This is a genomic window from Pilimelia anulata (assembly GCF_014647895.1).
GTDB lineage: Bacteria > Actinomycetota > Actinomycetes > Mycobacteriales > Micromonosporaceae > Pilimelia > Pilimelia anulata.
On record NZ_BMQB01000001.1, the window covers coordinates 448,388 to 472,261 of the forward strand.

18 protein-coding genes and 2 pseudogenes are annotated in these 23,874 nt (G+C 77.0%); 15 read left to right on the forward strand and 5 right to left on the reverse strand.

The genetic code is table 11. The features are described 5' to 3' along the window. Window positions 1-35: 35 nt before the first annotated feature. A complete protein-coding gene (locus tag IEY94_RS01990) occupies window positions 36-449 on the reverse strand; it encodes a DoxX family protein (protein ID WP_189168263.1) in 414 nt (137 codons plus the stop codon). A 215-nt stretch (window positions 450-664) separates the two neighbouring features. Here IEY94_RS01990 and IEY94_RS01995 point away from each other — a divergent pair, with 215 nt between their 5' ends. Next, on the forward strand, window positions 665-3,145 hold the full coding sequence (locus IEY94_RS01995) for an FtsK/SpoIIIE family DNA translocase (RefSeq protein ID WP_189168264.1): 2,481 nt from the start codon (window positions 665-667) through the stop codon (window positions 3,143-3,145). A 196-nt stretch (window positions 3,146-3,341) separates the two neighbouring features. Continuing rightward, window positions 3,342-4,496, forward strand: coding sequence for a S1 family peptidase (locus IEY94_RS02000; protein WP_189168265.1), 1,155 nt, complete (start codon window positions 3,342-3,344; stop codon window positions 4,494-4,496). Window positions 4,497-4,596: 100 nt separating this feature from the next. On the opposite strand, the gene IEY94_RS02005 is transcribed toward IEY94_RS02000, so the two are convergent. Continuing rightward, on the reverse strand, window positions 4,597-4,842 hold the full coding sequence (locus IEY94_RS02005) for a hypothetical protein (RefSeq protein ID WP_189168266.1): 246 nt from the start codon (window positions 4,840-4,842) through the stop codon (window positions 4,597-4,599). Between the two features lie 607 nt (window positions 4,843-5,449). Between IEY94_RS02005 and IEY94_RS02010 the strand changes: the two genes are divergently transcribed. The 5 genes from IEY94_RS02010 to IEY94_RS02030 all read left to right on the forward strand — a co-directional run bounded on the left by IEY94_RS02010 (window position 5,450) and on the right by IEY94_RS02030 (window position 9,764). Further along, entirely contained in the window at window positions 5,450-6,496 is a 1,047-nt protein-coding gene (locus IEY94_RS02010; protein WP_229783237.1) for a S1 family peptidase, read from the forward strand. Between the two features lie 175 nt (window positions 6,497-6,671). After that, window positions 6,672-8,153 carry a 30S ribosomal protein S12 methylthiotransferase RimO gene (rimO, locus tag IEY94_RS02015; protein WP_189168774.1) on the forward strand — a complete coding sequence of 494 codons (1,482 nt, stop codon included), beginning with the start codon at window positions 6,672-6,674 and terminating at the stop codon, window positions 8,151-8,153. Then, entirely contained in the window at window positions 8,147-8,734 is a 588-nt protein-coding gene (gene pgsA / locus IEY94_RS02020) for a CDP-diacylglycerol--glycerol-3-phosphate 3-phosphatidyltransferase (RefSeq protein WP_189168775.1), read from the forward strand. Before rimO ends, pgsA begins: the two co-directional genes overlap by 7 nt. Then, window positions 8,731-9,231 (forward strand): CinA family protein, encoded by a 501-nt coding sequence (locus IEY94_RS02025; RefSeq protein ID WP_189168268.1) that lies wholly within the window; start codon window positions 8,731-8,733, stop codon window positions 9,229-9,231. The genes pgsA and IEY94_RS02025 overlap by 4 nt, the downstream gene beginning before the upstream one ends. A gap of 110 nt (window positions 9,232-9,341) precedes the next feature. Continuing rightward, complete coding sequence (locus IEY94_RS02030) at window positions 9,342-9,764, forward strand: helix-turn-helix domain-containing protein (protein WP_189168269.1); 423 nt, start codon at window positions 9,342-9,344, stop codon at window positions 9,762-9,764. Window positions 9,765-9,926: 162 nt separating this feature from the next. Here the strand turns inward: IEY94_RS02030 and IEY94_RS23250 are convergent, their stop codons facing one another. The 3 genes from IEY94_RS23250 to IEY94_RS02045 all read right to left on the reverse strand — a co-directional run bounded on the left by IEY94_RS23250 (window position 9,927) and on the right by IEY94_RS02045 (window position 16,646). Beyond that, complete coding sequence (locus tag IEY94_RS23250) at window positions 9,927-11,033, reverse strand: zinc finger domain-containing protein (RefSeq protein WP_229783239.1); 1,107 nt, start codon at window positions 11,031-11,033, stop codon at window positions 9,927-9,929. Window positions 11,034-11,043: 10 nt separating this feature from the next. Beyond that, the gene (locus IEY94_RS02040; protein ID WP_189168270.1) at window positions 11,044-15,765 is read right to left on the reverse strand and encodes an Lhr family helicase; all 4,722 of its coding nucleotides are present in this window, start codon (window positions 15,763-15,765) and stop codon (window positions 11,044-11,046) included. Between the two features lie 239 nt (window positions 15,766-16,004). Next, window positions 16,005-16,646 (reverse strand): pyridoxamine 5'-phosphate oxidase family protein, encoded by a 642-nt coding sequence (locus IEY94_RS02045; protein WP_189168271.1) that lies wholly within the window; start codon window positions 16,644-16,646, stop codon window positions 16,005-16,007. A gap of 57 nt (window positions 16,647-16,703) precedes the next feature. Here IEY94_RS02045 and IEY94_RS02050 point away from each other — a divergent pair, with 57 nt between their 5' ends. From IEY94_RS02050 to IEY94_RS24120, 8 genes and pseudogenes are all read left to right on the forward strand, one after another. Further along, the gene (locus tag IEY94_RS02050) at window positions 16,704-18,029 is read left to right on the forward strand and encodes an aminotransferase class I/II-fold pyridoxal phosphate-dependent enzyme (protein WP_189168272.1); all 1,326 of its coding nucleotides are present in this window, start codon (window positions 16,704-16,706) and stop codon (window positions 18,027-18,029) included. 28 nt (window positions 18,030-18,057) lie between these two features. Then, window positions 18,058-18,714, forward strand: a complete 657-nt coding sequence (locus IEY94_RS02055) for a UdgX family uracil-DNA binding protein (RefSeq protein ID WP_189168273.1) — start codon at window positions 18,058-18,060, stop codon at window positions 18,712-18,714. Window positions 18,715-18,967: 253 nt separating this feature from the next. Continuing rightward, window positions 18,968-20,425: an MFS transporter gene (locus IEY94_RS02060; RefSeq protein WP_229783240.1), complete on the forward strand. Its 1,458-nt coding sequence runs from the start codon at window positions 18,968-18,970 to the stop codon at window positions 20,423-20,425. Window positions 20,426-20,436: 11 nt separating this feature from the next. Next, on the forward strand, window positions 20,437-20,637 hold the full coding sequence (locus IEY94_RS02065) for a DUF3046 domain-containing protein (RefSeq protein WP_189168274.1): 201 nt from the start codon (window positions 20,437-20,439) through the stop codon (window positions 20,635-20,637). A gap of 172 nt (window positions 20,638-20,809) precedes the next feature. After that, window positions 20,810-21,424: pseudogene (gene recA, locus IEY94_RS24105) on the forward strand (recombinase RecA); the annotation flags it as partial. Between the two features lie 3 nt (window positions 21,425-21,427). Next, window positions 21,428-22,276: pseudogene (locus IEY94_RS24110) on the forward strand (LAGLIDADG endonuclease); the annotation flags it as partial. Window positions 22,277-22,447: 171 nt separating this feature from the next. Continuing rightward, window positions 22,448-22,948, forward strand: coding sequence for a hypothetical protein (locus IEY94_RS24115; RefSeq protein ID WP_306341587.1), 501 nt, complete (start codon window positions 22,448-22,450; stop codon window positions 22,946-22,948). A 114-nt stretch (window positions 22,949-23,062) separates the two neighbouring features. Beyond that, a complete protein-coding gene (locus IEY94_RS24120; RefSeq protein ID WP_189168777.1) occupies window positions 23,063-23,863 on the forward strand; it encodes a regulatory protein RecX in 801 nt (266 codons plus the stop codon). Window positions 23,864-23,874 lie beyond the last annotated feature (11 nt).

The window sequence follows — 23,874 nt, forward strand, 5'->3', positions numbered from 1 at the left end:
CGGGGCCGCGGCCCCGCCCCACCGGGTCACCTCGGTCAGACCTGGACCGCCGTCCGGCTGCCCCAGAGCCGGTCGAGTGCCGCCGCGCCCGGCCCGAGTGCCGCCAGCAGCAGGAACGACCAGCAGAACAGCGCGGCCGGCTCGCCGCCGTTGGTGAGCGGCAGCACGTCCCTGGGCTGGTGCACGACGAAGTACGCGTAGGCCATCGCGCCGGACGAGAGCAGTGCCACGGGCCGGGTGAGCAGCCCGAGCACGATCAGTACGCCGCCGGCGAGTTCGATCACGCCGGCCCACCAGCTCGGCCAGGCGCCGACGGCCGCGGTGGCGCCGGTACCGCCCATGCCGCCGAACACGCCGAACAGCGTGCGGGCGCCGTGGCAGGCGAACAGGAAGCCGACGACGACGCGGAACAGCGCCAGTGCGACGGCGGGGAAGCGGGCCTTGTCCATGGGACCTCCTCGATGTCGGGAAGGGATGGCAGCCCCGCGGCGCATCATATCCTTGATCATCGATACGACTCGACTGTGCGCCCGGTCACGGCCGGCTACCGGGCCGATGTGGCACATCGGCCCGCACCGTGGCCGCGCCGACACGGCGTGTCGCGGCGCGCCGCCCCGGCGCGCCGCCGGCCCCCGGGGTACCGGCGACGGGTTACGGTGTGGGCATGGCGAGCGGCACCACGTCGGCTGGCCGCGGCCGGCGGACCCCGGCGCGCGGCGCGAAGCCGCGCGCCGCGAGCACCCGCGCCGCCACCCCGGTCCGCCAGCGCGCCCGGGCGAGCACGCCCCGCGCGCGCACCGCGGCCGCCCGGCGCTCGCCCGGCGTCGGCCGGGCCGTCGGTGGCTTGTGGATGGGCACCGCGCACGGCCTGGGCTGGCTGATCCGCGGCGGCGCCCGCGACGGCGGCCTCGCACCGGAGCACCGCCGCGACGGCGCCGGCCTGTTCCTGCTGGGCCTCGCGATCCTCACCGGACTCGCCGTCTGGTTCGACGCCGCCGGCCCGGTCGGCCGGACGATCAACGACGCGGTCCGGCTGTTCCTCGGCGTGATCGCGGCGGCGCTGCCGCTGCTGTTCGCGTACGGCGCGATCCGGGTGCTGCGCGAGCCCGGCGAGCCCGAGCACCGCGGCCGGGGCGCGGTCGGCTGGCTGTCCCTGATCATCGCCACCGCCGCGCTGCTGCACCTCGGCCGGGACGCCCGCACGCCGCCCGAACTGGACGCCGCCGGCGGCCTGCTCGGCTGGGGCATCGGCGCGGCCCTGGAGACCTCGGTCACCACCTGGGCGGCGGTGCCGCTGCTGGTCCTGCTGTTCCTGTTCGGCCTGCTCGTCGTCACCGCCACGCCGGTCAACCGGATCCCGCAGCGGGTCGCCGGCCTGCGCGACTGGGCGCTCGGCCGCCCGCTGACCGACGAGGACGAGGACGAGGACGGGGAGATCGAGGACGAGCCGGCGGCGGAGCCCGCCGCCCGCCGCCGCCCGGCGCGCCGGCGGCAGGCCACCCGGGCCGGGGCGGACGAGCCCGAGCCGGACCCGGTCGAGGAGCAGATCGTCCACGACACCGTGGCCGTGCAGCGCCCGGCCGCCCGCCGGACGCCGACCGTCCGCCCGGCCGCGCCGGCCCACTCGCCGGCCCCCACCGAGGCCGAGCAGCTCACCATCAGCACCCCGGCCGGCGACTACCGGCTGCCGCCGCCGAACCTGCTGGGCCGGGGCGCCCCGGCCCGGGTCCGGAGCAAGGCCAACGACGACGTGATCGCCGCGCTGCGCGGCGTGTTCGAGCAGTTCGACGTGGACGCCGACGTCACCGGCTTCACCCGCGGCCCGACGGTCACCCGGTACGAGATCGAGCTGGGCCCGGGCGTCAAGGTCGAGCGGATCACCCAGCTCACCCGCAACATCGCGTACGCCGTGAAGTCCCCGGACGTGCGCATCCTCTCGCCGATCCCCGGCAAGAGCGCCGTCGGCGTGGAGATCCCCAACGTCGACCGGGAGGACGTCGCCCTCGGCGACGTGCTGCGCGCCCGCACGGCCACCGCCGACCCGCACCCGATGGTCGTCGGGCTGGGCAAGGACATCGAGGGCGGGTACGTCGCCGCGAACCTGGCCAAGATGCCGCATATCCTCATCGCCGGCGCCACCGGCGCGGGCAAGTCCTCCTGCCTGAACTCGCTGCTCGTGTCGATCCTCGCCCGGGCCACGCCGGACCAGGTGCGGCTGCTGCTGATCGACCCCAAGCGGGTGGAGATGAGCGGGTACGAGGGCATCCCGCACCTGGTCACGCCCATCGTGACCAACCCGAAGAAGGCCGCCGACGCGCTCGACTGGGTCGTCCGCGAGATGGACATGCGGTACGACGACCTGGCCGCGGCCGGCGTCCGGCACGTCGACGACTACAACCGCAAGGTCAGCGCGGGGGAGATCACCGCGCCGCCGGGCAGCGAGCGGGAGATCCGGCCGTACCCGTACCTGCTGGTGATCGTCGACGAGCTGGCCGACCTGATGATGGTCGCGCCGCGCGACGTCGAGGACGCCGTCGTCCGGATCACCCAGCTCGCCCGGGCGGCGGGCATCCACCTGGTGCTGGCCACCCAGCGCCCGTCGGTGGACGTGGTCACCGGCCTGATCAAGGCGAACGTGCCGTCCCGGCTGGCCTTCGCGACCTCCTCGCTGGCCGACTCCCGGGTCATCCTGGACCAGCCCGGCGCGGAGAAGCTGATCGGCCGCGGCGACGGGCTGTTCCTGCCGATGGGCGCCTCCAAGCCGCAGCGGATCCAGGGCGCGTGGGTGTCCGAGAAAGAGATCAGCGCGATCGTCAAGCACTGCAAGCAGCAGCGCGAGGCGCAGTTCAGCAAGGAGGTGTTCGCCCCGGCGGACGCCGGCAAGAAGAAGGTCGACGAGGAGATCGGCGACGACCTGGAACTGCTGATCCAGGCCGCCGAGCTGGTCGTGACCTCGCAGTTCGGCTCGACCTCGATGCTCCAGCGCAAGCTGCGGGTCGGCTTCGCCAAGGCCGGCCGGCTGATGGACCTGATGGAGTCGCGCGGCATCGTCGGCCCGTCCGAGGGGTCCAAGGCGCGCGAGGTCCTGATCAAGCCGGACGAGCTGGACTCGGCGCTGGCCGAGCTGCGCGCCGCCGACGCCTGAGCGGCCCCCACCGCCCGCCAGTTCCCGCACTCTGGATGCCGCCACCGGCGGCGCCGCTCGCATAACCTCCAGTCACTCGGACGTGCCGGCCGTGGCACGGGGCCGGGGATGAACCCCTGCATCCCTCGATCCGGAGTCCGGCCGGCCCGTCCGCTGCGCGATCCCGGCGCCCGGCCGCTCCAGACTGGAGTACAACGTGCCCCGCCCCCTCGCCGGCCTGCTGCCGGCACTGCTCACCGCGGCCGCCCTGACCTGGTCCCCGACGACCCCGGCGTCGGCCGCGCCGCCGGCCGACCCGATGCCGCCCGGCCTCGCCGACGCGGTCGCCCGCGACCTGCACCGCACCCCCGCCGCGGCGCGCGCCCGCTGGGCCGCGGACGCGCGCGCGGGCGACCTCGACCGGGCGCTGGCCGCGCGCCTCGGCCCCCGGTACGGCGGCGGCTGGATCACCCCCGACGGCGCCCTCGCGGTCGGCGTGACCGACCCGGCCGCGGCGGCCGTGGTCGCCGCGGCGGGCGGCGACCCGCGCCCGGTCGCCCGCAGCCTGTCGGCCCTGCGCGCCGCGACCGCCCGGCTCGACGCCACCGCCACCCCGGCGGCGGTCGCCGACTGGTACGTGGACGTGGCCGGCAACGCCGTCGTCCTGTCGGCCACCGACCCGGCCACGGCCCGCCGGTTCGTCCGCGCGGCGGCGGTGGACCCCGCGGCCGTCCGGATCGTGGCGACCGCGCACCGGCCGCAGCTCCTGGTGGGCGCGGCCCCGACGCACCCGGCGGCGGCCGAGGTGATCGGCGGCAACGCGTACCGGATCGGCAGCGCCCGCTGCTCGGTCGGCTTCCCGGTGCAGGGCGGCTTCGCCACCGCCGGGCACTGCGGCAAGCAGGGCCGGTCCACGACCTCGCCGGCCGGGACGATCCGCGGCTCGACGTTCCCCGGCGCCGACCACGCGTGGGTCGGGATCACCGGGTCCGACCAGCCGGTGCCCGCCGTGAACGACCACAAGGGCGGCCGGGTGCCGGTCCGCGGCTCCACGCCGGCGGCCGTCGGCGCGGACATCTGCCGGTCCGGGTCCACCTCCGGCTGGCGCTGCGGCACGGTCACCTCGCTCGACGCGACCGCGAACTACCCGCAGGGCAAGGTGCCCGGCCTGATCCTGACCTCGGCGTGCGCGGAGCGGGGCGACTCCGGCGGCTCGTTCCTCGCGGGGGAGCAGGCGCAGGGGGTCGCCTCCGGGGCGTCGCCGCCGGACTGCAAGGCGGCCACGACGAAGGCGTTCGCGCAGCCGATCAATCCGCTGCTGGAGGTGTACAAGCTCACGCTCCTGACCGCGCCGGCCCCGCCGCGGCGATAGCCCCCCGCGAAGGGGAGCCCGGACCCCGGCCGGTGCGGGCCGGGGTCCGGCGCGCGTGCAGATGACGGACGTCGGTCGGCAGCGCCTCCCGGCCGCTACCTCACCAGCAGGTGCCGCAGTTCGGCGCCGGTCGATCCTGGTCGGGGTCGATCGCCGGGCGCCAGGATGTCGGGCCGAGGATGAGGGCGTACCGGTCGCCGACGGGGTGCGGCACCGGCAGCGGCAGGACCGACCAGCAGCCGAGCGCGGTGAGGTCGAGGTGCAGGCAGACGGCCCGGGTTCCGGCGGGGATCGACGGTCGGATGTCCCGGAAGGCGTGCACGAACGTCGTCGTCGCGGGATACATCGGACTCTCCCGCGGCCAGCCGTGGTAGACGTCCCCGTCGCGACTGCCGTGGATGCCGATGGCGACGAGGCGTGGGTACGGAGTGTCCTCGCCGAGCGGCCGACAGTAGCGAACCCAGCCCACAAGCCGGATTCCGCCGTCCGCCGTGTACCGGACGTCGGTCAGTCGCCCGCTGTTGCCCTCACCGACTGCGCACGGTCGCTGCGTCGATAGCGCGCTGTCACGCGCCGGTGCGGCCGCCCGGACCGCCGAGCCGGGACCGATCGACGTCATGAGCAGGGTGACGAGAACCAGAACAGTCGCCGTTCGTAGCGGAGTTCTCACGCCGGCACCGTAGCAGCAGTCGTCCGGCAACCACTGGCATATATCGATGAACTTGATTACGATCCAGGCTGATCGTGGCGTATGCCCCGGGTCCGCGCGACCGCCGCCCTTTCCTGCGGTGCACCCACGCGCACGGGGCTTCCCCCACCCACCCCACCGGAGCACTGCGCGCCGCGTGCCACGATCGCACCATGCCCGGACGCGTCGGTATGCTCCAGAACGGAGTGTCGACATGTCACGTCGACTTGCCATTTTGGCAACATTCGCGGTCGCGGCAGCGGCTGTGGGTACGCCGGCGGCAGCGCAAACCGGCACCGGTACCGGCCTGTCCACCCTGAGTGACGCGATCCAGCGCGACCTGGGCCTCACCCCGGCCGCCGCGGAGGCGCGATGGGCCGCCGACGAGCGCGCCGGCGCCGTGGAGCGAGCGCTCGCCGCCCGGCTCGGCGAGCGGTTCGCCGGTGCGTGGATCACCGACACCGGCCTGTCCGTGGCGATCACCGACCCGGCCGCGGCCGAGGAGGTGCGCGCTGCCGGGGCGACGCCGGTGGCGGTGCCGCGCACCGCGGCCGCCCTCGCGGCGGTGCAGGCCCGGCTGGACGCCACCAAGGCGCCCGCCGCGGTCCGGAGCTGGTACACCGACGTCACCACCAACCGGGTCGTCGTGACCGCCACCAGCGACGCCGCTGCCCGCGACTTCGTCGCGGCTGCCGGCGTCGACCCGGCCGCCATCGGGGTCGAGGTCGACGGCCGGCCGGTGCGGACGCTGGCCGACGTCGTCGGCGGCAACGCCTACCGGATGGGGGGCGGCCGCTGCTCCGTGGGCTTCCCCGTGCAGGGCGGCTTCGCCACGGCGGGCCACTGCGGCAAGCAGGGCACGTCCACGTCGGGCCCGACCGGGACGTTCCGCGGGTCCAGCTTCCCGGGCAACGACTACGCCTGGGTCGCGGTGACCGGGGCGGACCGTCCGGTCGGCGCGGTCAACGACTACAAGAACGGCCGGGTGCCGGTCCAGGGTTCGCAGCAGGCGACGACCGGGGCGCAGGTGTGCCGGTCCGGCTCCACCACCGGTTGGCACTGCGGCTCGATTCAGGGCTTCAACGCCTCAGTGACCTACAAGGAGGGCACTGTCAGCGGCCTGATCCGGACGAACGTGTGTGCCGAGCCGGGTGACTCGGGCGGCTCGCTGCTGGCGGGCTCCCAGGCGCAGGGCGTCACCTCCGGCGGGTCCGGCAACTGCCGGTCCGGCGGAACGACGTACTTCCAGCCGGTCAACGAGATCCTGCAGGCATACAACCTCCGCATCCTGACCGGCGGCATGGTCGGCTGATCGCTCGATGTCGGCGCCGGGTGGCACGCGTTCGGCCGTTCGGCCGGCACGTGCCACCCGGCGCCATACCCGGCCGCCATCCGCCTGCCGGTGCGCGACCACGGACTGCGTCGGGTCCGCGACGGCCGAAGGGTCGGTGCGGGCCGCCCGGTACCCTCGGGGGGTGCCGGACGCCATCACCCGTACCCCCGCCCCGACCGACAGCGCCGCCGACGGCCGGCGGGTGGCGCTGCTGACCCTCGGGTGCGCCCGGAATGAGGTTGATTCGGAGGAGTTGGCCGCCCGGCTGCACGCCGACGGCTGGCAGCTCACCGAGGGCGCCGACCACGCCGACGTCGTGGTGGTGAACACCTGCGGGTTCGTGGCCAAGGCCAAGCAGGACTCGATCGAGACGCTGCTCGCCGCCGCCGACAGCGGCGCCAAGGTGGTCGCCGCCGGGTGCATGGCCGAGCGGTACGGCCGGGAGCTGGCCGAGAGCCTGCCCGAGGCGGCTGCCGTCCTGAGCTTCGACGACTACCCCGAGATCGCCGACCGGCTGCGCGGCGTGCTCGCCGGCGACGCGCACACCGCGCACGTCCCGCGGGACCGGCGGGAGCTGCTCCCGCTCACCCCCGTCGACCGCCGGGCCAGCGCCGTCGCGCTGCCCGGCCACGGCGACCGGCCGACCGTGGACGGGGCGACGCCCGCGCACCTGCGGCCCGTCCTGCGGCACCGGCTCGGCGGCGGGCCGGTCGCCTCGCTGAAGCTCGCCTCCGGGTGCGACCGGCGGTGCGCGTTCTGCGCCATTCCGGCGTTCCGCGGGGCGTTCGTCTCCCGGACGCCGGACGAGCTGCTCGCCGAGGCGCAGTGGCTCGCCGGGACCGGGGTGCGGGAGCTGGTCCTGGTCAGCGAGAACTCCACCTCGTACGGCAAGGACCTCGGCGACCCGCGGGCGCTGGACAAGCTGCTGCCCCAGCTCGCCGCGATCGACGGCATCGTCCGGGTCCGGGTGTCCTACCTCCAGCCGGCCGAGACGCGGCCGGGGCTGGTCGAGGCGATCGCCACGACGCCGGGCGTGGCGCCGTACTTCGACCTGTCCTTCCAGCACTCGGCCGAGCCGGTGCTGCGGCGGATGCGCCGGTTCGGGTCGACCGACCGGTTCCTGGAGCTGCTGGCGGGCGTCCGCGCGCTCGCCCCGGACGCCGGGGCGCGCAGCAACTTCATCGTCGGCTTCCCCGGCGAGAGCCGGGCGGACGTGGCCGAGCTGGTCCGGTTCCTGGAGGGCGCCCGGCTCGACGCGATCGGCGTCTTCGACTACAGCGACGAGGACGGCACCGAGGCCGCCGGGCTGCCCGGCAAGGTGGCGGCGGCCACGATCCGGCGCCGGTACGACAAGCTGCTCTCGCTCGCCGAGGAGTTGTGCGCGCAGCGGGCCGAGGAGCGGGTCGGCGGGACCGTCGAGGTGCTGGTCGACAGCATCGACGACGGCGTCGAGGGGCGGGCGGCGCACCAGGCGCCGGAGGTCGACGGGTCGACCACGCTGGTGGCCGGGCCCGACGGGGTCGACCTGGCCGCGCTGCGGCCCGGCGACCTGGTCCGGGCGAGCGTCACCGCGAGCGCGGGGGTCGACCTGGTGGCCGTACCGGTGGCGATGCTCTCCGCGGCGGTGCGATCGTGAGCGCCGGCACCTCGGTCGACTCCGGCCGGGTGCCGCTGCTCAACCCCGCGAACCTGCTCACGGTGCTGCGCCTGGCGCTGGTGCCGGTGTTCACGACGTTCGTCGTGCTGTCCGACCTCACCGCGCCGGGCTGGCGGATCGCCGCCTGCGTGACGTTCGCCGCCGCGTCGGCCACCGACGCCGCCGACGGCTGGATCGCCCGCCGGTACGGCCTGGTCACCCCCTTCGGGAAGGTGGCCGACCCGATCGCCGACAAGGCGCTGACCGGGGCGGCGCTGGTGCTGCTGTCGGTGTACGCGGCGGTGCCGTGGTGGGTGACGATCGTGATCCTGGTCCGCGAGTGGGGGGTGACCCTGCTGCGGTTCTGGGTGATCCGGATCGGGGTGATCCCGGCCAGCCGCGGCGGCAAGGTCAAGACGGCCCTGCAGATCCTCGCGATCGCCTGGTACCTCTGGCCGGTCCCCGCCGCGGTGGTGTGGGTCGGGCCGTGGCTGCTGGGGGCGGCGGTGCTGGCCACGGTGGCGACGGGCGTCGACTACGTGCTGCGGGCGCTGCGGCTGCGCGCCCACGCGCGCGAATGACCGTCCCACCGGGTACGTCCGGGGGCGGTGCGGCGGACCTCGTCGCGGCGCTCGCGCGCGGCGGCCGGACGGTCGCCGTTGCCGAGTCGCTGACCGGCGGGCTGCTCGCCGCGGCGTTCGTCGCGGTGCCGGGGGCCAGCGCGGTCCTGCGCGGCGGGATCCTCGCGTACGCCACCGACCTCAAGGCCGACCTGCTCGGCGTACCGGCCGACCTGCTCGCCGCCCGCGGCCCGGTCGACGCCGACGTCGCCGCCGCGATGGCCGCCGGGGCCCGCCGGCGGTGCGGCGCCGACTGGGGCGTGGCCACCACCGGCGTCGCCGGCCCGGGGCCGCAGGACGGCGTACCGGCCGGGCGGGCGTTCGTCGCTGTCGCCGGGTCCACCGGGACCCGGACCCGCCGATTCGACCTGCCGGGTGATCGCGCCGAAGTGCGAAATGCGACGGTACGGGAGGCATTGGTCCTTTTACGGGAGTCGCTGGCCGCGCCGCCCCCGTGACATCGCCCCGCGCAACGCCGCGGGGGAGGGTGTCGACGCGCAGCGCAGACGGTACGGTGGGGATCTGCCGGGTCGGCGGACCGAGCCGGCGGTTCACCCGGGAGGTGCGCATGGTGCTGCTGCGTCGCGTGATCGGGGACGCGCTGCGTTCCCGCCGCCAGGAGCAGCACCGCACCCTGCGCGAGGTCTCCACCGCCGCCAACGTCAGCCTGGGCTACCTGTCCGAGATCGAGCGCGGGCAGAAGGAGGCGTCCAGCGAGCTGCTGGCCGCCATCTGCGACGCCCTCGGCGCCCACCTGTCCGAGGTGCTGCGCGAGGTGTCCGACACGGTGGCGCTCGCCGAGCGGATGCAGGGCGTGCTGGTCCCGGTCGGCGGCGACGCGCCGGCGGCCCCGCCCGCCCGCCGCACCCGGGTCACCGACGGCGAGGTGTCGGTGGCGGTCCGGCAGGACACGCCGCTGAAGACGACGCTGCGCACGACGCGCAACGTCCGCACCCGCGGCGCCGGCCGCGACGTCGTCTGCGCCGCCTGACCGCTCCGCGCGCCGGAACCGCGGCCGGGTCGGCTATGGACCGGCCGCCGCCACCGTAGCCATGGGCCGCCGCCGCACCGGCCGCCGCGAGACCTTCCTCCGCATCGCCGCGCCGCCCGACCTCCCGCCGCGCCGCCCGGCCGCCGCGCGCCGCGTGGTCGGTCAGCCCGCCTGGCAGCGCGGGCACCAGTAGCTCACCCGGCCGCCCTGCTCGCCCATCCGGATCGGCGTGCCGCAGCGCAGGCAGGGACGCCCCCGGCGGCCGTACACGAACAGGTCCTCGCCCCGCCGCGCCCGCCCCCCGGCGCGCCCGTTCGCACCCGCGGCGGCGGCTCCGGCGGCTCCGGCGGCTCCGGCGGCTCCGGCGGCTCCGGCGGCTCCGGCGGCTCCGGCGGCTCCGGCGGGGGCGTCGGTGGTGCGGCGGGGGCGGTCGCGGTTGAGCAGGAGCAGGCGGCGGGCGTCGGCGACCAGGGCCGGCAGGTCCGGGACCGCGCGGACCGGCGCCGTCGGCGGCACCCCGTGCCGGAACAGCAGCTCCGCGGCGTACACGTTGCCGATCCCGGCCAGCAGCCGCTGGTCGCGCAGCGCGTCGGCGGCCGGGGCGTCCGGGTGCGCGGCCAGCCGCCGGACCGCCTCGGCGGCGTCGAAGTCGGCGGCGAGCAGGTCCGGGCCGAGGTGGCCGACGAGGTCGGCCTCCCGGGCGGTCGGGACCAGCGCCAGGTCGTGCAGGTGGTACCCGACGGCGACGACGTCCGCGGTGTGCAGGGCGACGCGGATGTGGTGGCCGGGCCCGCCGGTCCACCGCCGGCCGGTCGGGTAGGTGCGCCACGAGCCGTCCATCCGCAGGTGCGAGTGCAGCGTGTACGCCCGCCCCGGCCGCACCCCGCCCGGCTCCGACCCGACACCGCCGACGGCCGCCTGCGGTTGCGCACCGCTGCCGCTGCCGCTGCCGCTGCCGCTGCCGCTGCCGCTGCCGCTGCCGCTGCCGCTGCCGCTGCCGCTGCCGCTGCCGCTGCCGGCCGCGGCTCCGGGATCGAGGCCGAGCACGGGGACCGAGTCGAGGCCGGGATCGGGGTCGAGGTCGGGGTCCGGGTCGAGGAGGCGGAGCAGGAGGTGCTTGCCGCGGCTCACGGCGCCGAGCACGCGCCAGCCGACCAGTCGGGTCGTGGCCAGCCGCGGTACCCGGAAGTCCGCCCGGTCCAGCGCCCGCCCCGCCAGCGCGCCGTCGAGCAGCCGCGCCGCCCGCCACACGCTGTCCCCCTCCGGCACGCCCGCCCCCTCAGCCGCGCAGCCGCAGCCCGCGCGGGGTGACCCGGAACCCGGCCGCGGTCAGCGCCGTCGCCAGCGGCGTGGTGTGGATGGTGGCGCCGTCGGCCCGCTCCACCGACAGCGCCCCGAGGGCGCCCGAGCGGACCGCCCCGGCCAGCGCGGTACCGGCGGCGGCGAGCGCCGCGGGGTCGTCGGTGTACGACAGGAGGGTCCGGCCGCCGCGCTCGACGTACAGGGCCAGCTCGCCGTCGACGGTGACGACCAGGGCGCCGGCCTTGCGCCCGGCCCGGTGCCCGGCGCGCCCGCCGGCCGGGTCGTCGGCGGACTCGACCGCCCGGTCGGGCCAGGGCAGCGCGGCCCCGTACGGGTTGGCCGGGTCCGTCGCCGCCAGCACCCGGGCGGCGCCGCGGGGCGGGCGGGCGCTGCGCAGCCGGTCCACGGCGCCGGGCAGGGCGAACTGGGCGGCGCCGAGCCCGTCCACGAAGTACCCGCGGCGGGCCGCCCCGCGCTCCTCCAGCGCGGCCAGCACCGGGTACACGGCGGCGAACCCGCCGGGGTTGCCCTCGGCGGCGACGGCGCCGCGGGTCACCACGCCGTACCGCTCCAGCAGCGCGTCGGCGTACGCGGCGGCGCGGCGGGTCGGGTCGGTGTCCCGCTCGGGGGTGCGGTACCAGCGCCCGGCCATCGTCGGCGGGCCGGCGCGGGCGGGCAGCGCGATCCGGCCGGGCCGGCGGTACCGGGTGCGGCCGGGGGCCGGGCGGGCCCGGTGGGCGCCCCCGCCGCCGAGCGCCGCGCGCAGCGGCGCGAGGGTGTCGTTGGTCAGCGCGCCGGCCCAGACCAGGTCCCAGACGGCGGCGGCGAGCGCCGGGTCCTCCGCGGCCTGCCCGGCGCGGGCGACCCGGTCGGCGAGGTCGCGGAAGAACAGCGCGCCGTCGAGCGCGTCGAGGATCGCCGCGTGCAGCGGGGTGGGGTCCAGGGTGTCGTCGGGCGGGGGCAGCAGCAGCGGGGCGGCGTCGGCGTACGCGAGCACCACCCGCCCGTCGCCCCCGGCCAGGCCGCCGGCGCCGGCCCAGACGACCTCGCCGCTGGCGCACAGCGCGTCCAGGTGCGCGGGCGTGTAGTCGGTGACCCGGCCGGGCAGGACCAGCCGCTCCAGCGCGGACGCCGGCAGCGGCAGCCCCTGGAGCTGCTCCACCGCGGCGGCGACGCCCTCGACCCCGCGCCCGCGGTCGAGCTGCTGCCAGCCGGGCAGGAACGTGGCCAGCGCGCCGGGCGGGACCGGTTCGATCTCCCGGCGCAGCGCGGCCAGGCTGCGCCGGCGCAGCAGCCGCAGCACCTCCGCGTCGCACCACTGCGCCCCGGCGAGGTCGCTGAACTCGCCGGGGACCACCCGGCCGCGGGCGGCGAGCTGGCGCAGCCCCTGCTCGACCACGGACACGCCCAGCCCGAACCTGGCCGCGGCCGCCGCGGCGGTGAACGGCCCGTGCGTGCGGGCGTACCGGGCCAGCAGGTCGCCGAGCGGGTCGGCCACCGGCTCCAGGTACGCGGCCGGCACGCCGACCGGCAGCGCGGCGCCGAGCGCGTCCCGGACCCGGGCGGCGTCCTCCACGGCGAGCCAGCGCGGCTCCCCGGCGATCCGGACGTCGATCGCCCGCCGGGCCGCGGCCAGCCCGGCCACCCAGTCGGGGTCGGCGCCGCGGGCGGCCAGCTCGGCCTCGGACAGGTCGCCGAGGACGCGCAGCAGCTCGGCCACGTCCTCCGGCCCGCGGGGGCGCCGGCTGTCGGTGTGCCAGCCGGCCTCGGCGGTGGTGGCGGCGACGACGGCCGGGTCGAGCAGCTCGCGCAGCTCCACCCGGCCGAGCAGCTCGCCGAGCAGGGTGGAGTCCAGCGCGAGCGCGGCGGCGCGGCGCTCGGCCAGCGGCGCGTCGCCCTCGTAGACGAACGCCCCGAGGTACCCGAACAGCAGCGACCGGGCGAACGGCGACGGCCGCGGCGTCTCCACCTCGACCAGCCGGGTGCGCCGGCCGCCGAGCCGGCGCATGAGCGCGACCAGCTCCGGTACGTCGAACGAGTCCTGCAAGCACTCCCGCGCGGCCTCCAGGGTCACCGGGAACTCGGGGAAGTCGCGGGCCACCTCCAGGAGCTGCGCGGACCGCTGCCGGAGCTGCCACAGCGGCTGCCGGCGGCGCGGGTCGCGGCGGGGCAGCAGCAGGGAGCGGGCGGCGCACTCGCGGAACCGGGCGGCGAACATCGCCGACCCGCCGACCGTCTCGTGCACGACCGCCTCGATCTCGTCCGGGTCGAACGTGACCAGGTCGGCGCCCGGCGGCTCGTCGGTGGTGTCCGGCAGCCGGACGACGATGCCGTCGTCGGCCGGGAGCACCTGCGCGTCGACGCCGTACCGCTCGCGCAGCCGGGCGCCGATCGCCAGCGCCCACGGGCCGTTGACCCGGGCGCCGAGGACGCAGTGCACGGCCAGCCGCCAGTCGCCCAGCTCGTCGCGGAACCGCTCGACGACGACGGTCCGGTCGTCGGGCAGGTGCCGGGTGGCGTCGCGCTGGTCGCGCAGGTACGCCAGCAGGTTGTCGGCGGCCCGGTCGTCCAGGCCGCCGGCGCGCAGGTCGGCGCCCGCCGCCTCGTCGCCGGCCGCGGCCAGGGCGCGGATGCGGGCGCCGATGGCCGTGCCCAGCTCGGCCGGGCGGCCCTGGCTGTCGCCCTTCCAGAACGGCATCCGGGCCGCCTGGCCGGGCGCGGGGGACACCAGCACCCGGTCGGGGGTGATGTCCTCGATCCGCCAGGACGACGAGCCGAGCAGGAACACGTCGCCGACCCGCGACTCGTACACCATCTCCTCGTCCAGCTCGCCGACCCGGGCGGCCCGCTCGGCGCCGGCCAGGAACACGCCGAACAGCCCGCGGTCCGGGATCGTCCCGCCCGAGGTGACGGCGAGGCGCTGCGCGCCCGGCCGCCCGGTGAGCCGGTCGGTGGCGCGGTCCCAGACCAGCCGCGGGCGCAGCTCGGCGAAGGCGGTGGAGGGGTACCGGCCGGCGAGCATGTCCAGCACGGCGTGCAGCGCCGAGTCGGGCAGCTCGGCGTACGGGGCGGCGCGGCGGACCACCGCGGCCAGGTCGTCCACGGACCACTCGTCCAGCGCGACCATGGCGACGATCTGCTGGGCGAGGACGTCGAGGGCGTTGCGCGGGTACCGCAGCGCCTCGATCGCCCCGTCCACCATCCGGCCGGTGACGACCGCGCAGGAGATCAGGTCGCCGCGGTGCTTCGGGAACACCACCCCGCGGGAGATCGCCCCGACCCGGTGCCCGGCCCGGCCGACCCGCTGCAGGCCGGCGGCGACGCTCGGCGGCGCCTCGATCTGTACCACCAGGTCGACCGCGCCCATGTCGATGCCGAGTTCGAGGCTGGACGTGGCGACGACGGCGGGCAGCTCGCCGGCCTTGAGCGCCTCCTCGATGTGCTTGCGCTCTTCCCGGGAGACGCTGCCGTGGTGGGCGCGCGCGACGACGCCGGGGGCGCCGGCGGCGACGCCGGACTGCGCGACGATCTCCACGGGCATCCCGGTCCCGCGCCCGCCCGCCCCGCTCCGGCCCGCCGCGCCGGGTCGTCCGGCCGCGCTGCCGCCGGTCGCCGCGCCGCCACCCGCTGCCGCCGCGCCGCCGCCGTTCACCGCTGCGCTGCCATCCACCGCCGCGCTGCCGCCCGGCGCCGCGCCGCCGTCCGCCGGGGCGCCGGCCGGATCCCCCGTACCGTCGCCCGCCGCCGCCTCCGCCCGCTCAGCGGCGATCTCGTTCAGCCGGGCGCACAACCGCTCGGCCGACCGGCGGGAGTTGGCGAAGACGATCGTGGACCGGTGCGCCAGGACCAGGTCCAGCACCCGCTCCTCGATCGCCGGCCAGATCGACGGCCGGCGGGTACCGGAATCCTCGTCGTGCGGGCCGTCGGCCAGCGCGGTCAGGTCCTCGACCGGTACCTCGACCGTCAGCTCGAACGTCTTCTCCGCCGGCGGCTGCACCACCGTCACCGGCGCCGACCCGCCGAGGAACCGGGCCACCTCCTCGATCGGCCGTACCGTCGCCGACAGCCCGATCCGCTGCGCCGGCCGGGGCAGCAGCGCGTCCAGCCGCTCCAGCGACACCGCCAGGTGCGCCCCGCGCTTGGTGGCGGCGACGGCGTGCACCTCGTCCACGATCACCGTCTCGACCCCGGCCAGCGCCTCCCGCGCGCCGGAGGTGAGCAGCAGGAACAGCGACTCGGGCGTGGTGATGAGGATGTCCGGCGGGTTCCGGGTGAAGCCGCGCCGCTCCTCGGCCGGGGTGTCCCCGGTCCGCATCCCGACGGTGATCCCCGGCAGCGGCTCGCCCAGCCGGGCCGCCGCCTGCCGGATGCCGGCCAGCGGGCCGCGCAGGTTGCGCTCGATGTCGACGGCCAGCGCCTTGAGCGGGCTGACGTACAGCACCCGGCAGCGCCGCGCCCGGTCGGCCGGGGCGGGGGTGGCGGCCAGCCGGTCCAGCGACCAGAGGAACGCGGCCAGGGTCTTGCCGGAGCCGGTGGGCGCCACGACCAGGGCGTGCTCGCCGGCGGCGATCGCCGCCCAGGCGCCGGCCTGGGCGGGCGTGGGCCCGGCGAACGCGCTGTCGAACCACGCCCGGGTGGCCGCGCCGAACCGCGGCGCCGGGGCGCCTCCCGCGCCGGCGTCTCCTGTCACGCCGACCATCCTGCCCCCTACCCCCGACAATCACGCGCCGACCGCGCTGCCCGCCGACCCCCCGTGCGGCGGCGGACCTGCGTGCGTCGGGCACGCTGCCCGCCCGACCCCCGTGCGCCGGGCGGGCAGCGCCGAGCCACCCGGCGGACCACACCCCCCACAAGCCCGGCCGCCGGGCGGGCAAGCGTCGGTGGCGCCGCCGGTGCGGTACCGATCGGGCCTCCGTGCGTCGGGTGGGCGGGGCGGGGTCAGGCGGTGGGCAGGTAGGCCGGGAGCGGGGCGGTCGTGGCCGGGTCCGGGATCGGGGTGCCCGGCGTCAGCCGCAGTGGCACCACCCCGGCCCAGTGCGGCAGCGCGGCGTCGGCCGGCTCGTCGCTCACCCCGCCGGACCGCGCCTTGTACGACACGTCGCGCAGGTCCAGCCGCAGCAGCCCGGTCTGCGCGTCCTCCCGCCCGTCCGCCGCCCGGCTGTCCGCGGCCCGGCCGGGGCCGAGCTTGTCGACCAGCGCGGCGAACGCCGCCCGCCGCTGCGCCGGGTCGGCCACCCGGTGCGCCGTACCGTGCGCGACCACCGACCGGTAGTTGGCGCTGTGGTGGAACTGCGACCGCGCGTACACCAGGCCGTCGAGCAGCGTGACCGCCAGGCAGACGGGCAGCCCGGCGGGGCTCCGGGCGGCGAGCAGCGGGCCGCTGCCGGTCGACCCGTGCAGGTACACCACGTCGTCGATCCGCACGTGCATCGTCGGCAGCACCGCCGGCGCCCCGTCGACGGTGAACGCCAGGTGGCAGAACCACGCCTCGTCGAGCACCGCGTGCACGGCCGCCCGGTCGTACGACACCCGGTCGCGGAGGCGGCGCGGCGTCGTCCGGGAGCTGATCGGGTACGTCATCGCGGCCTCCGCCAAAGTGTGCTGACGCTCAGAATGTACTGGTACAATCTTGAAACTGTGACAGCACAATACCAGTTCACCGGCGACAACGCCGCCACCATCGCCGCCGGGATCGAGGCCGGCATCCGCGCCGGCGCGCTGCCGCCCGGTACCGCCCTGCCGCCCGTCCGGGGGCTCGCCGGGCAGCTCGGCGTCGCCGCCGGCACCGTCGCCCGCGCCTACACCGACCTGCGCCGCCGCGGCGTCCTGGAGACCGCCGGCCGGCACGGCACCCGGGTCCGCCCGCGCCCGCCGATCGCCGCCGCCACCCCCGCCGCGCCCGCCCCGGCCGGCCCGGGCGACCACGCCGCCGGCGAGCCCGACCCGGCCCTCCTGCCCGACCTGCGCCCCGCCCTCGCGGCCCTCGCCGCCGACCCCCGGCCCGCCACGTACGGCACCGCCGGGCCGCTGCCCGGGCTGCTCGCCGCCGCCCGCGAGCGGCTCGCCGCCGACGGGGTACCCGCCGACCACCTCACCGTCACCGCCGGCGCCCTCGACGCCATCGACCGGCTGCTCTCCGCCCACCTGCGCCCCGGCGACCGGGTCGCCGTCGAGGACCCCGGCTGGGGCAACGTGCACGACCTCATCGCCGCCCTCGGCCTCACCGCCGTACCGCTGCCCGTCGACGACGACGGCCCCACCGTCGCCGGGCTCCGGCAGGCCCTCGGCGCCCGCCCCGGCGCCGTCGTCGTCACCAGCCGCGCGCACAACCCCACCGGCGCCGCCCTCACCGCCGCCCGGTCCGCCGCCCTGCGCGAGCTGCTGGGCGCCCACCCCGACGTCCTGGCCATCGAGGACGACCACTCCGCCGAACTCTCCGGCGTACCCCTGCACCCGCTCGCCGGCAGCACCCGGAGCTGGGCGTACGTCCGCTCCACCGCCAAGCCGTACGGCCCCGACCTGCGACTGGCCGTCGTCGCCGGCGACGCCGCCACCGTCGGCCGGGTCGCCGGCCGGATGCGGCTCGGCGCCGGCTGGGTCTCCACCCTGCTCCAGCGCCTCGTCCTGCACCTGTGGACCGACCCCGCCGCGACCGCCCGGGTCGCCGCCGCCCGGGCCGCGTACGCCGACCGCCGCGACCTGCTGCGCGCCGCCCTCGCCGACCGCGGCCTGACCGCGCACGGCCGCACCGGCCTCAACCTGTGGCTGCCCGTCGCCGACGAGGCACACGCCGTCACCGTGCTGCGCGAGCGCGGCTACCACGTCGCGGCCGGCTCCCGGTACCGGCTCGGCGCGCCGCCCGGCGTCCGCGTCACGATCAGCACCCTCACCGCCGCCGCGACCCCCGCGCTCGCCGACGCGCTCGCCGACGCGGCCGCCCGGCCCGGCCCGTCCGGCGTGTGACCCGCGGGCCGATCGGGTACGCCCGCCCATGGCCCCGACCACCGGCGCACCCGGCGCCGCCCGCTACGTCCCCGACCACGCCGACCTCGACGCCCTGCGCGCCGCGGTCGACGGCTGCCGCGGCTGCACCCTGTACCGCGACACCACGCAGGGCGTCGGCGGCGCCGGCCCCGCCGACGCCACCGTCGTCCTCGTCGGCGAGCAGCCCGGCGACGCCGAGGACCGGCAGGGCGCCCCCTTCGTCGGCCCCGCCGGGCGGGTCCTGCGCCGCGCCGTCGACGAGGCCGGCCTGCCCGCCGACCGCACGTACCGGACCAACGCCGTCAAGCACTTCGGCCACACCCTGCGCGGCGAGCGGCGCATCCACCGGACCCCCACCCGCACCGAGGTGGCGGCCTGCCGACCCTGGCTCGTCGCGGAGTTCGGCCGCCTGCGCCCGACCCTCGTCGTGGCGCTCGGCGCGACCGCCGGCAGGGCGCTGTTCGGACCGGACTTCCGGGTCACCCGCGACCGCGGCACGCTGCTGCCCTGGCCCCGCTCGGCCGAGCACCCCGCCGACTTCCCGGACACCGGCGCCCGCGCCCTGGCCACCATCCACCCGTCGGCGGTGCTGCGCGCCGACGACCGGGAGACCGCGTACGCCGGCCTGGTCGCCGACCTCCGCACCGCCGCCGCGGCCCTGTAGCGCCGCGGGCGGCGGGCCCTCCGGCGGGGTCGAGCGGCACGTCGGGGCGCGGCCGGCATGGCGGGTCGCCGGGCCGACAGCGGGCCACGGCGGGGCGGATCGGCCGGGGTCGGCAGCGGGCCCGGCGGAGCGGATTGCCGGGCCGGCGGTGGGCTCCGGCGGGCGGGTTGCCAGGTGTGATCCGAGCCCTGCCCCGGCGGGCGATCCGGCGGATACGATCGCGGACCCACCCCACCCGCCGTAAGGAGCCCGCGTGCGCCCCGAGGCCGTCCACCGACGCACCCTCCGGCTGCTGTTCGCCACCCAGACCCTCGGCGCCGTCGGCGTGGCCATCGGCATGTCGGTCGGCGCCCTGCTCACCGCCCGGATCGCCGGCACCCGCCTGTCCGGCCTGGCGCAGAGCGGCGCCGTCGTCGGCGGTGCCCTGCTCACCATCCCGGTCACCCGGCTCACCGCCGCCCACGGCCGCCGCGTCGGCCTGGCCCTCGCCTACGCCGTCGGCACGCTCGGCGCCGTGCTCACCGTCACCGGCGCGACCGTACCGAGCCTGCCCCTGCTCTTCGGCGGCCTGATCCTGTTCGGCGGCGGCACCACCGCCAACCTCCAGGCCCGGTACGCCGCCGTCGACCTCGCCCCCGCCGACCGCCGCGGCCGCCACCTCTCCCTGATCGTCTGGGCCACCACCCTCGGCGCGGTCGCCGCCCCGCTGCTCGCCCCGCTGGCCGACCGCCTCGTCGCCGACTGGGAGCTGGCGCCGCTCAGCGGCCCGTTCGTGATCAGCGCGGCGGCGTTCGCCCTCGGCGGGGTCGTGCTGTGGCTCCTGCTGCGCCCCGACCCCCTGCTCGTCGCCCGCGCCCTCGCCGCCCCCTCGGCCGCCGCGCCGGTCGATGCCGTACCGCTGGTCGCGCCGGTCGATCCCGTACCGCTGGTCGCGCCGGTCGATTCCGCGCCGCCGGCCGCGGTCCGGCCGGCGCCGTCGGCTGCCCCCGGCACCGACCGCGGCGCCCCGACCGGCATCGGCGCCCCGGTCGGTCCGCCCGCCGCTGTGGCGGCCGCGGTCGGCGCGGAGCCCGCGGGCCCACCCACCCCCGCCGCCCCCGCCGGCGCGGGGGAGCGGCTCACCATCCGGTCCGCGCTGCCCCTGGTCGCCGCGAACCCGTACGCCCGCCTCGGCGTCGCCGCCGTCGCCCTCGGCCACATGATCATGGTCGGCGTCATGTCGATGACCCCCGTCCACCTCGGCAACCACCACCCCGCCCACCGCGTCCTCACGCTCGTCGGCATCGTCCTCTCCCTGCACATCGCCGGCATGTACGCCCTCTCCCCGCTGCTCGGCCTGCTCACCGACCGGCTGGGCAGCCGCCCCGTGATCGGCATCGGCGCCGTCCTGCTCGCCGCCGCCTGCCTGGTCGCCGGCACCGCCGGCGCCGACACCACCCGGCTGGCGATCGGCCTGACGCTGCTGGGCCTCGGCTGGTCGGGCACGATGGTGGCCGGCTCGACGCTGCTCACCGCGCACGTCCCGCTCGCCGCCCGACCCGCCGCCCAGGGCCTGTCCGACCTGGTCACAGGGCTGGCCGGCGCGGCGGCCGGCGCGGTCAGCGGCTTCGTCGTCGCGGGCCTCGACTTCCGCGCCCTCGCCCTGGGTGCCGGCCTGGTGACGGTGCCGCTCGCGCTGTGGACGCTCCGCCCCGGCGCCCGACCGACCTGAGGGGACGCACCGTGCGGCTCACCGACTTCTGGCAGCGGCTCGACGAGGTCTTCGGCCCCGGCTACGCGGCCAGCGTCGCCACCGACCTGGTCCTGCCGAACCTCGACGGCCGCACCATCACCCGGGCACTCGACCAGGGCGTACCCACCGTCGTCGTGTGGCGGGCCGTGTGCGCCGCGTACCCCGAGCGGGTACCGCCGCGACTACGCTGAGCAGCCGGCACCCCGATGTACTGACGATCGAACACCTGTTCGGTTATTGTCCACAGCAGGGGACGTGTCCACAGGCTCCGGCCCGCCGACTGTCATTTCGTCGGACCCACCGCCTAGCGTGTCCCGCGTGACGAAACGACCGACGAAATCGGCGACCACAGGGGTGGCAGCAATGACGGCAGGCCCGGACCGGGCACGGGCGCTCGACCTCGCGCTCGCCCAGATCGACAAGCAGTTCGGCAAGGGTTCGGTGATGCGGCTGGGGGAGCGGCCCGTCGTCCAGACCTCGGTGATCCCCACCGGCTCCATCGCCCTCGACGTCGCGCTCGGCGTCGGCGGCCTCCCGCGCGGCCGCGTGGTCGAGGTGTACGGGCCGGAGAGCAGCGGCAAGACCACCGTCGCCCTGCACGCGGTGGCCAACGCACAGCGCGCCGGCGGCATCGCCGCCTTCATCGACGCCGAGCACGCCCTCGACCCCGAGTACGCCAAGGCGCTCGGCGTCGACACCGACGCGATGCTCGTCTCCCAGCCGGACACCGGCGAGCAGGCGCTGGAGATCGCGGACATGCTGATCCGCTCCGGCGCCATCGACATCATCGTCATCGACTCGGTGGCCGCGCTCGTGCCGCGCGCCGAGATCGAGGGCGAGATGGGCGACAGCCACGTCGGCCTCCAGGCCCGGCTGATGAGCCAGGCGCTGCGGAAGATCACCGGCGTGCTGAGCAACACCGGGACCACGGCGATCTTCATCAACCAGCTCCGCGAGAAGATCGGCGTGATGTTCGGCTGCATGTCGTACGGCACCCGGGTCACGCTCGCCGACGGTACGCAGGAGAAGATTGGCAAGATCGTCAACCGGAAGCTCGACATCGAGGTCCTCTCGTACGACCCCGAGACCGACCGGGTCGAGCCGAAGCGCATCGTCAACTGGTTCAACAACGGCCCGGCCGAGCGGTTCCTCCAGTTCACCGTCGCCAAGTCGGCGGGCAACGGCCGTGCGCAGTTCGCCGCTACCGCCAACCACCTGGTCCGCACGCCGGGCGGCTGGCGCGAGGCGGGCGAGCTGATCGCCGGCGACCGGGTCATGCTCGCCGAGCAGCGCCGCCTCAGCGACCAGCAGTGGGAGGTCATCCTGGGTTCGCTGCTGGGCGACGGCAGTCTGTCGCCGAACCGCGACGGCGGCGCCGGCGTGCGATTCCGGCTGGGCCACGGGGCCGCGCAGGCCGACTACCTCGACTGGAAGGTCGGGCTGCTCGGCAACATCCCGGTGTCCCGCCGGACCGACCGCCGCGGCGCGGTGTTCGCCGACTTCACCCCCCTGCCCGAGCTGGCCGAGCTGCGCCGCGCGGTCTACCTGGGCGACGGCCGGAAGTTCATCGGCGAGGAGTACCTGAAGGCGCTCACCCCGCTGGCCCTGGCGATCTGGTACCTGGACGACGGCTCCCTCACTCTCCGCTCCAAGGGCCTTCAGCAGCGGACGGCCGGTGGCAGCGAGCGCATCGAGATCTGCGTCGAGGCGTTGACCGAGGGCAGCCGGGAGCGGCTCGCGGAGTACCTGCGCGACGTGCACGGCTGCGACGTGCGGCTGACGATCCGGGGCGCGGCGCAGCAGGCGGTCCTCCGGTTCAGCACGGCCGGCTCGGCCCGCTTCCAGGAGATCGTCGCGCCGTACGTGCCGGACGCGATGGCGTACAAGCTCCTCCCGCGCCTGCAGGGCCGATGCGCGGTGACACCGCTGTTCGTGGACCCCGAGCTGCGCCCGGTACCCGCGCGCATCCTCGACGTCCGGGTGAAGCCGCGGACGCGCTCGATGAACCGCTTCGACATCGAGGTCGAGGGAAACCACAACTACTTCGTCGACGGCGTCATGGTGCACAACTCGCCCGAGACGACGACCGGTGGCCGGGCGCTGAAGTTCTACTCCTCGGTCCGGCTCGACGTGCGCCGGATCGAGGCGCTCAAGGACGGCACCGACGTCGTCGGCAACCGCACCCGGGTCAAGGTCGTCAAGAACAAGGTGGCAGCCCCGTTCAAGCAGGCAGAATTCGACATTCTGTATGGAAAGGGCATTTCGCGCGAGGGCTCGCTGATCGACGTCGGCGTCGAGCAGAGCATCATCCGCAAGTCGGGCGCCTGGTACACGTACGAGGGCGACCAGCTCGGCCAGGGCAAGGAGAACTCCCGCAACTTCCTCAAGGAGAACCCCGACATCGCCGCCGAGATCGAGAAGAAGATCTTCGAGAAGCTCGGCGTCGGTATCGGCAGCGACGAGGCCGGCGGCCCGGAAGCGACGCCGCCCGTCGACTTCTGAGCCGCGACATGACGCCACACCACGCGATCCCGAACCGCACGGCCCCGGCCCGTACGGGCCGGGACCGCACGGGCCGGGACCATGCGCCCGGGGACCATGCGGGACCTACCGGCCATGGCCGGTAGGCGGTACGGCGCCCGGCGGGGGCGGGGCTGGGACGCGGCCCCGCCCCCGCCGGCCCCGTCGTCATCCGCGGACCAGCCGCCCCGCCCCGGCGGCCCCACCGCCGCGCCCGGTGATCCAGGGGACCGGCAGAGCGATCCCGGGGACCGGCAGAGCAACCCCGCAGACGGGCAGGGCGATCCCGCGGCCGGGGAGGGCATCCGGCACCGTGGCCGGTCGGGCGGGCGGCGGCGGGACGAGCGCCCGTCGGTGGAGCGGGACCCGTTCGAATTCGCCCGCGACGTCTGCCTCCGCCAGCTCGCCACCCGCCCCCGCACCCGCACCGAGCTGGCCGCCGCCCTGCGCCGCCGCGGCGTCCCCGACGAGGTCGCCGGCGCGGTGCTGGAGCGGTACGCCGAGGTCGGGATGATCGACGACGCCGCCTTCGCCCGGGCCTGGGTCACCAGCCGGCACCACGGGCGCGGGCTGGCCCGCCGGGCGCTCGTCCAGGAGCTGCGGCACAAGGGCGTGACCGGCAGCGACGCCGAGGAGGCGCTCGCCGAGCTGGATCCGGCGACCGAGGCGGCGACCGCCCGCGAGCTGGTCCGGCGCAAGCTGCGCGGCATGGCCCGCGTCGAGTACGCGGTGGCGCTGCGCCGGCTGGGTGGGATGCTCGCCCGCAAGGGCTACCCGGCGGGGCTGGCGCTGTCCGTCGTCCGGGAGGAGCTGGCCGCCCGCGGCGCGGCCGACGACGACCCGGACGGGGGATTCGACGCGGCCGACGCGGAGTGGTCCACACCGGAATGGACCTGAGACCTCCGACC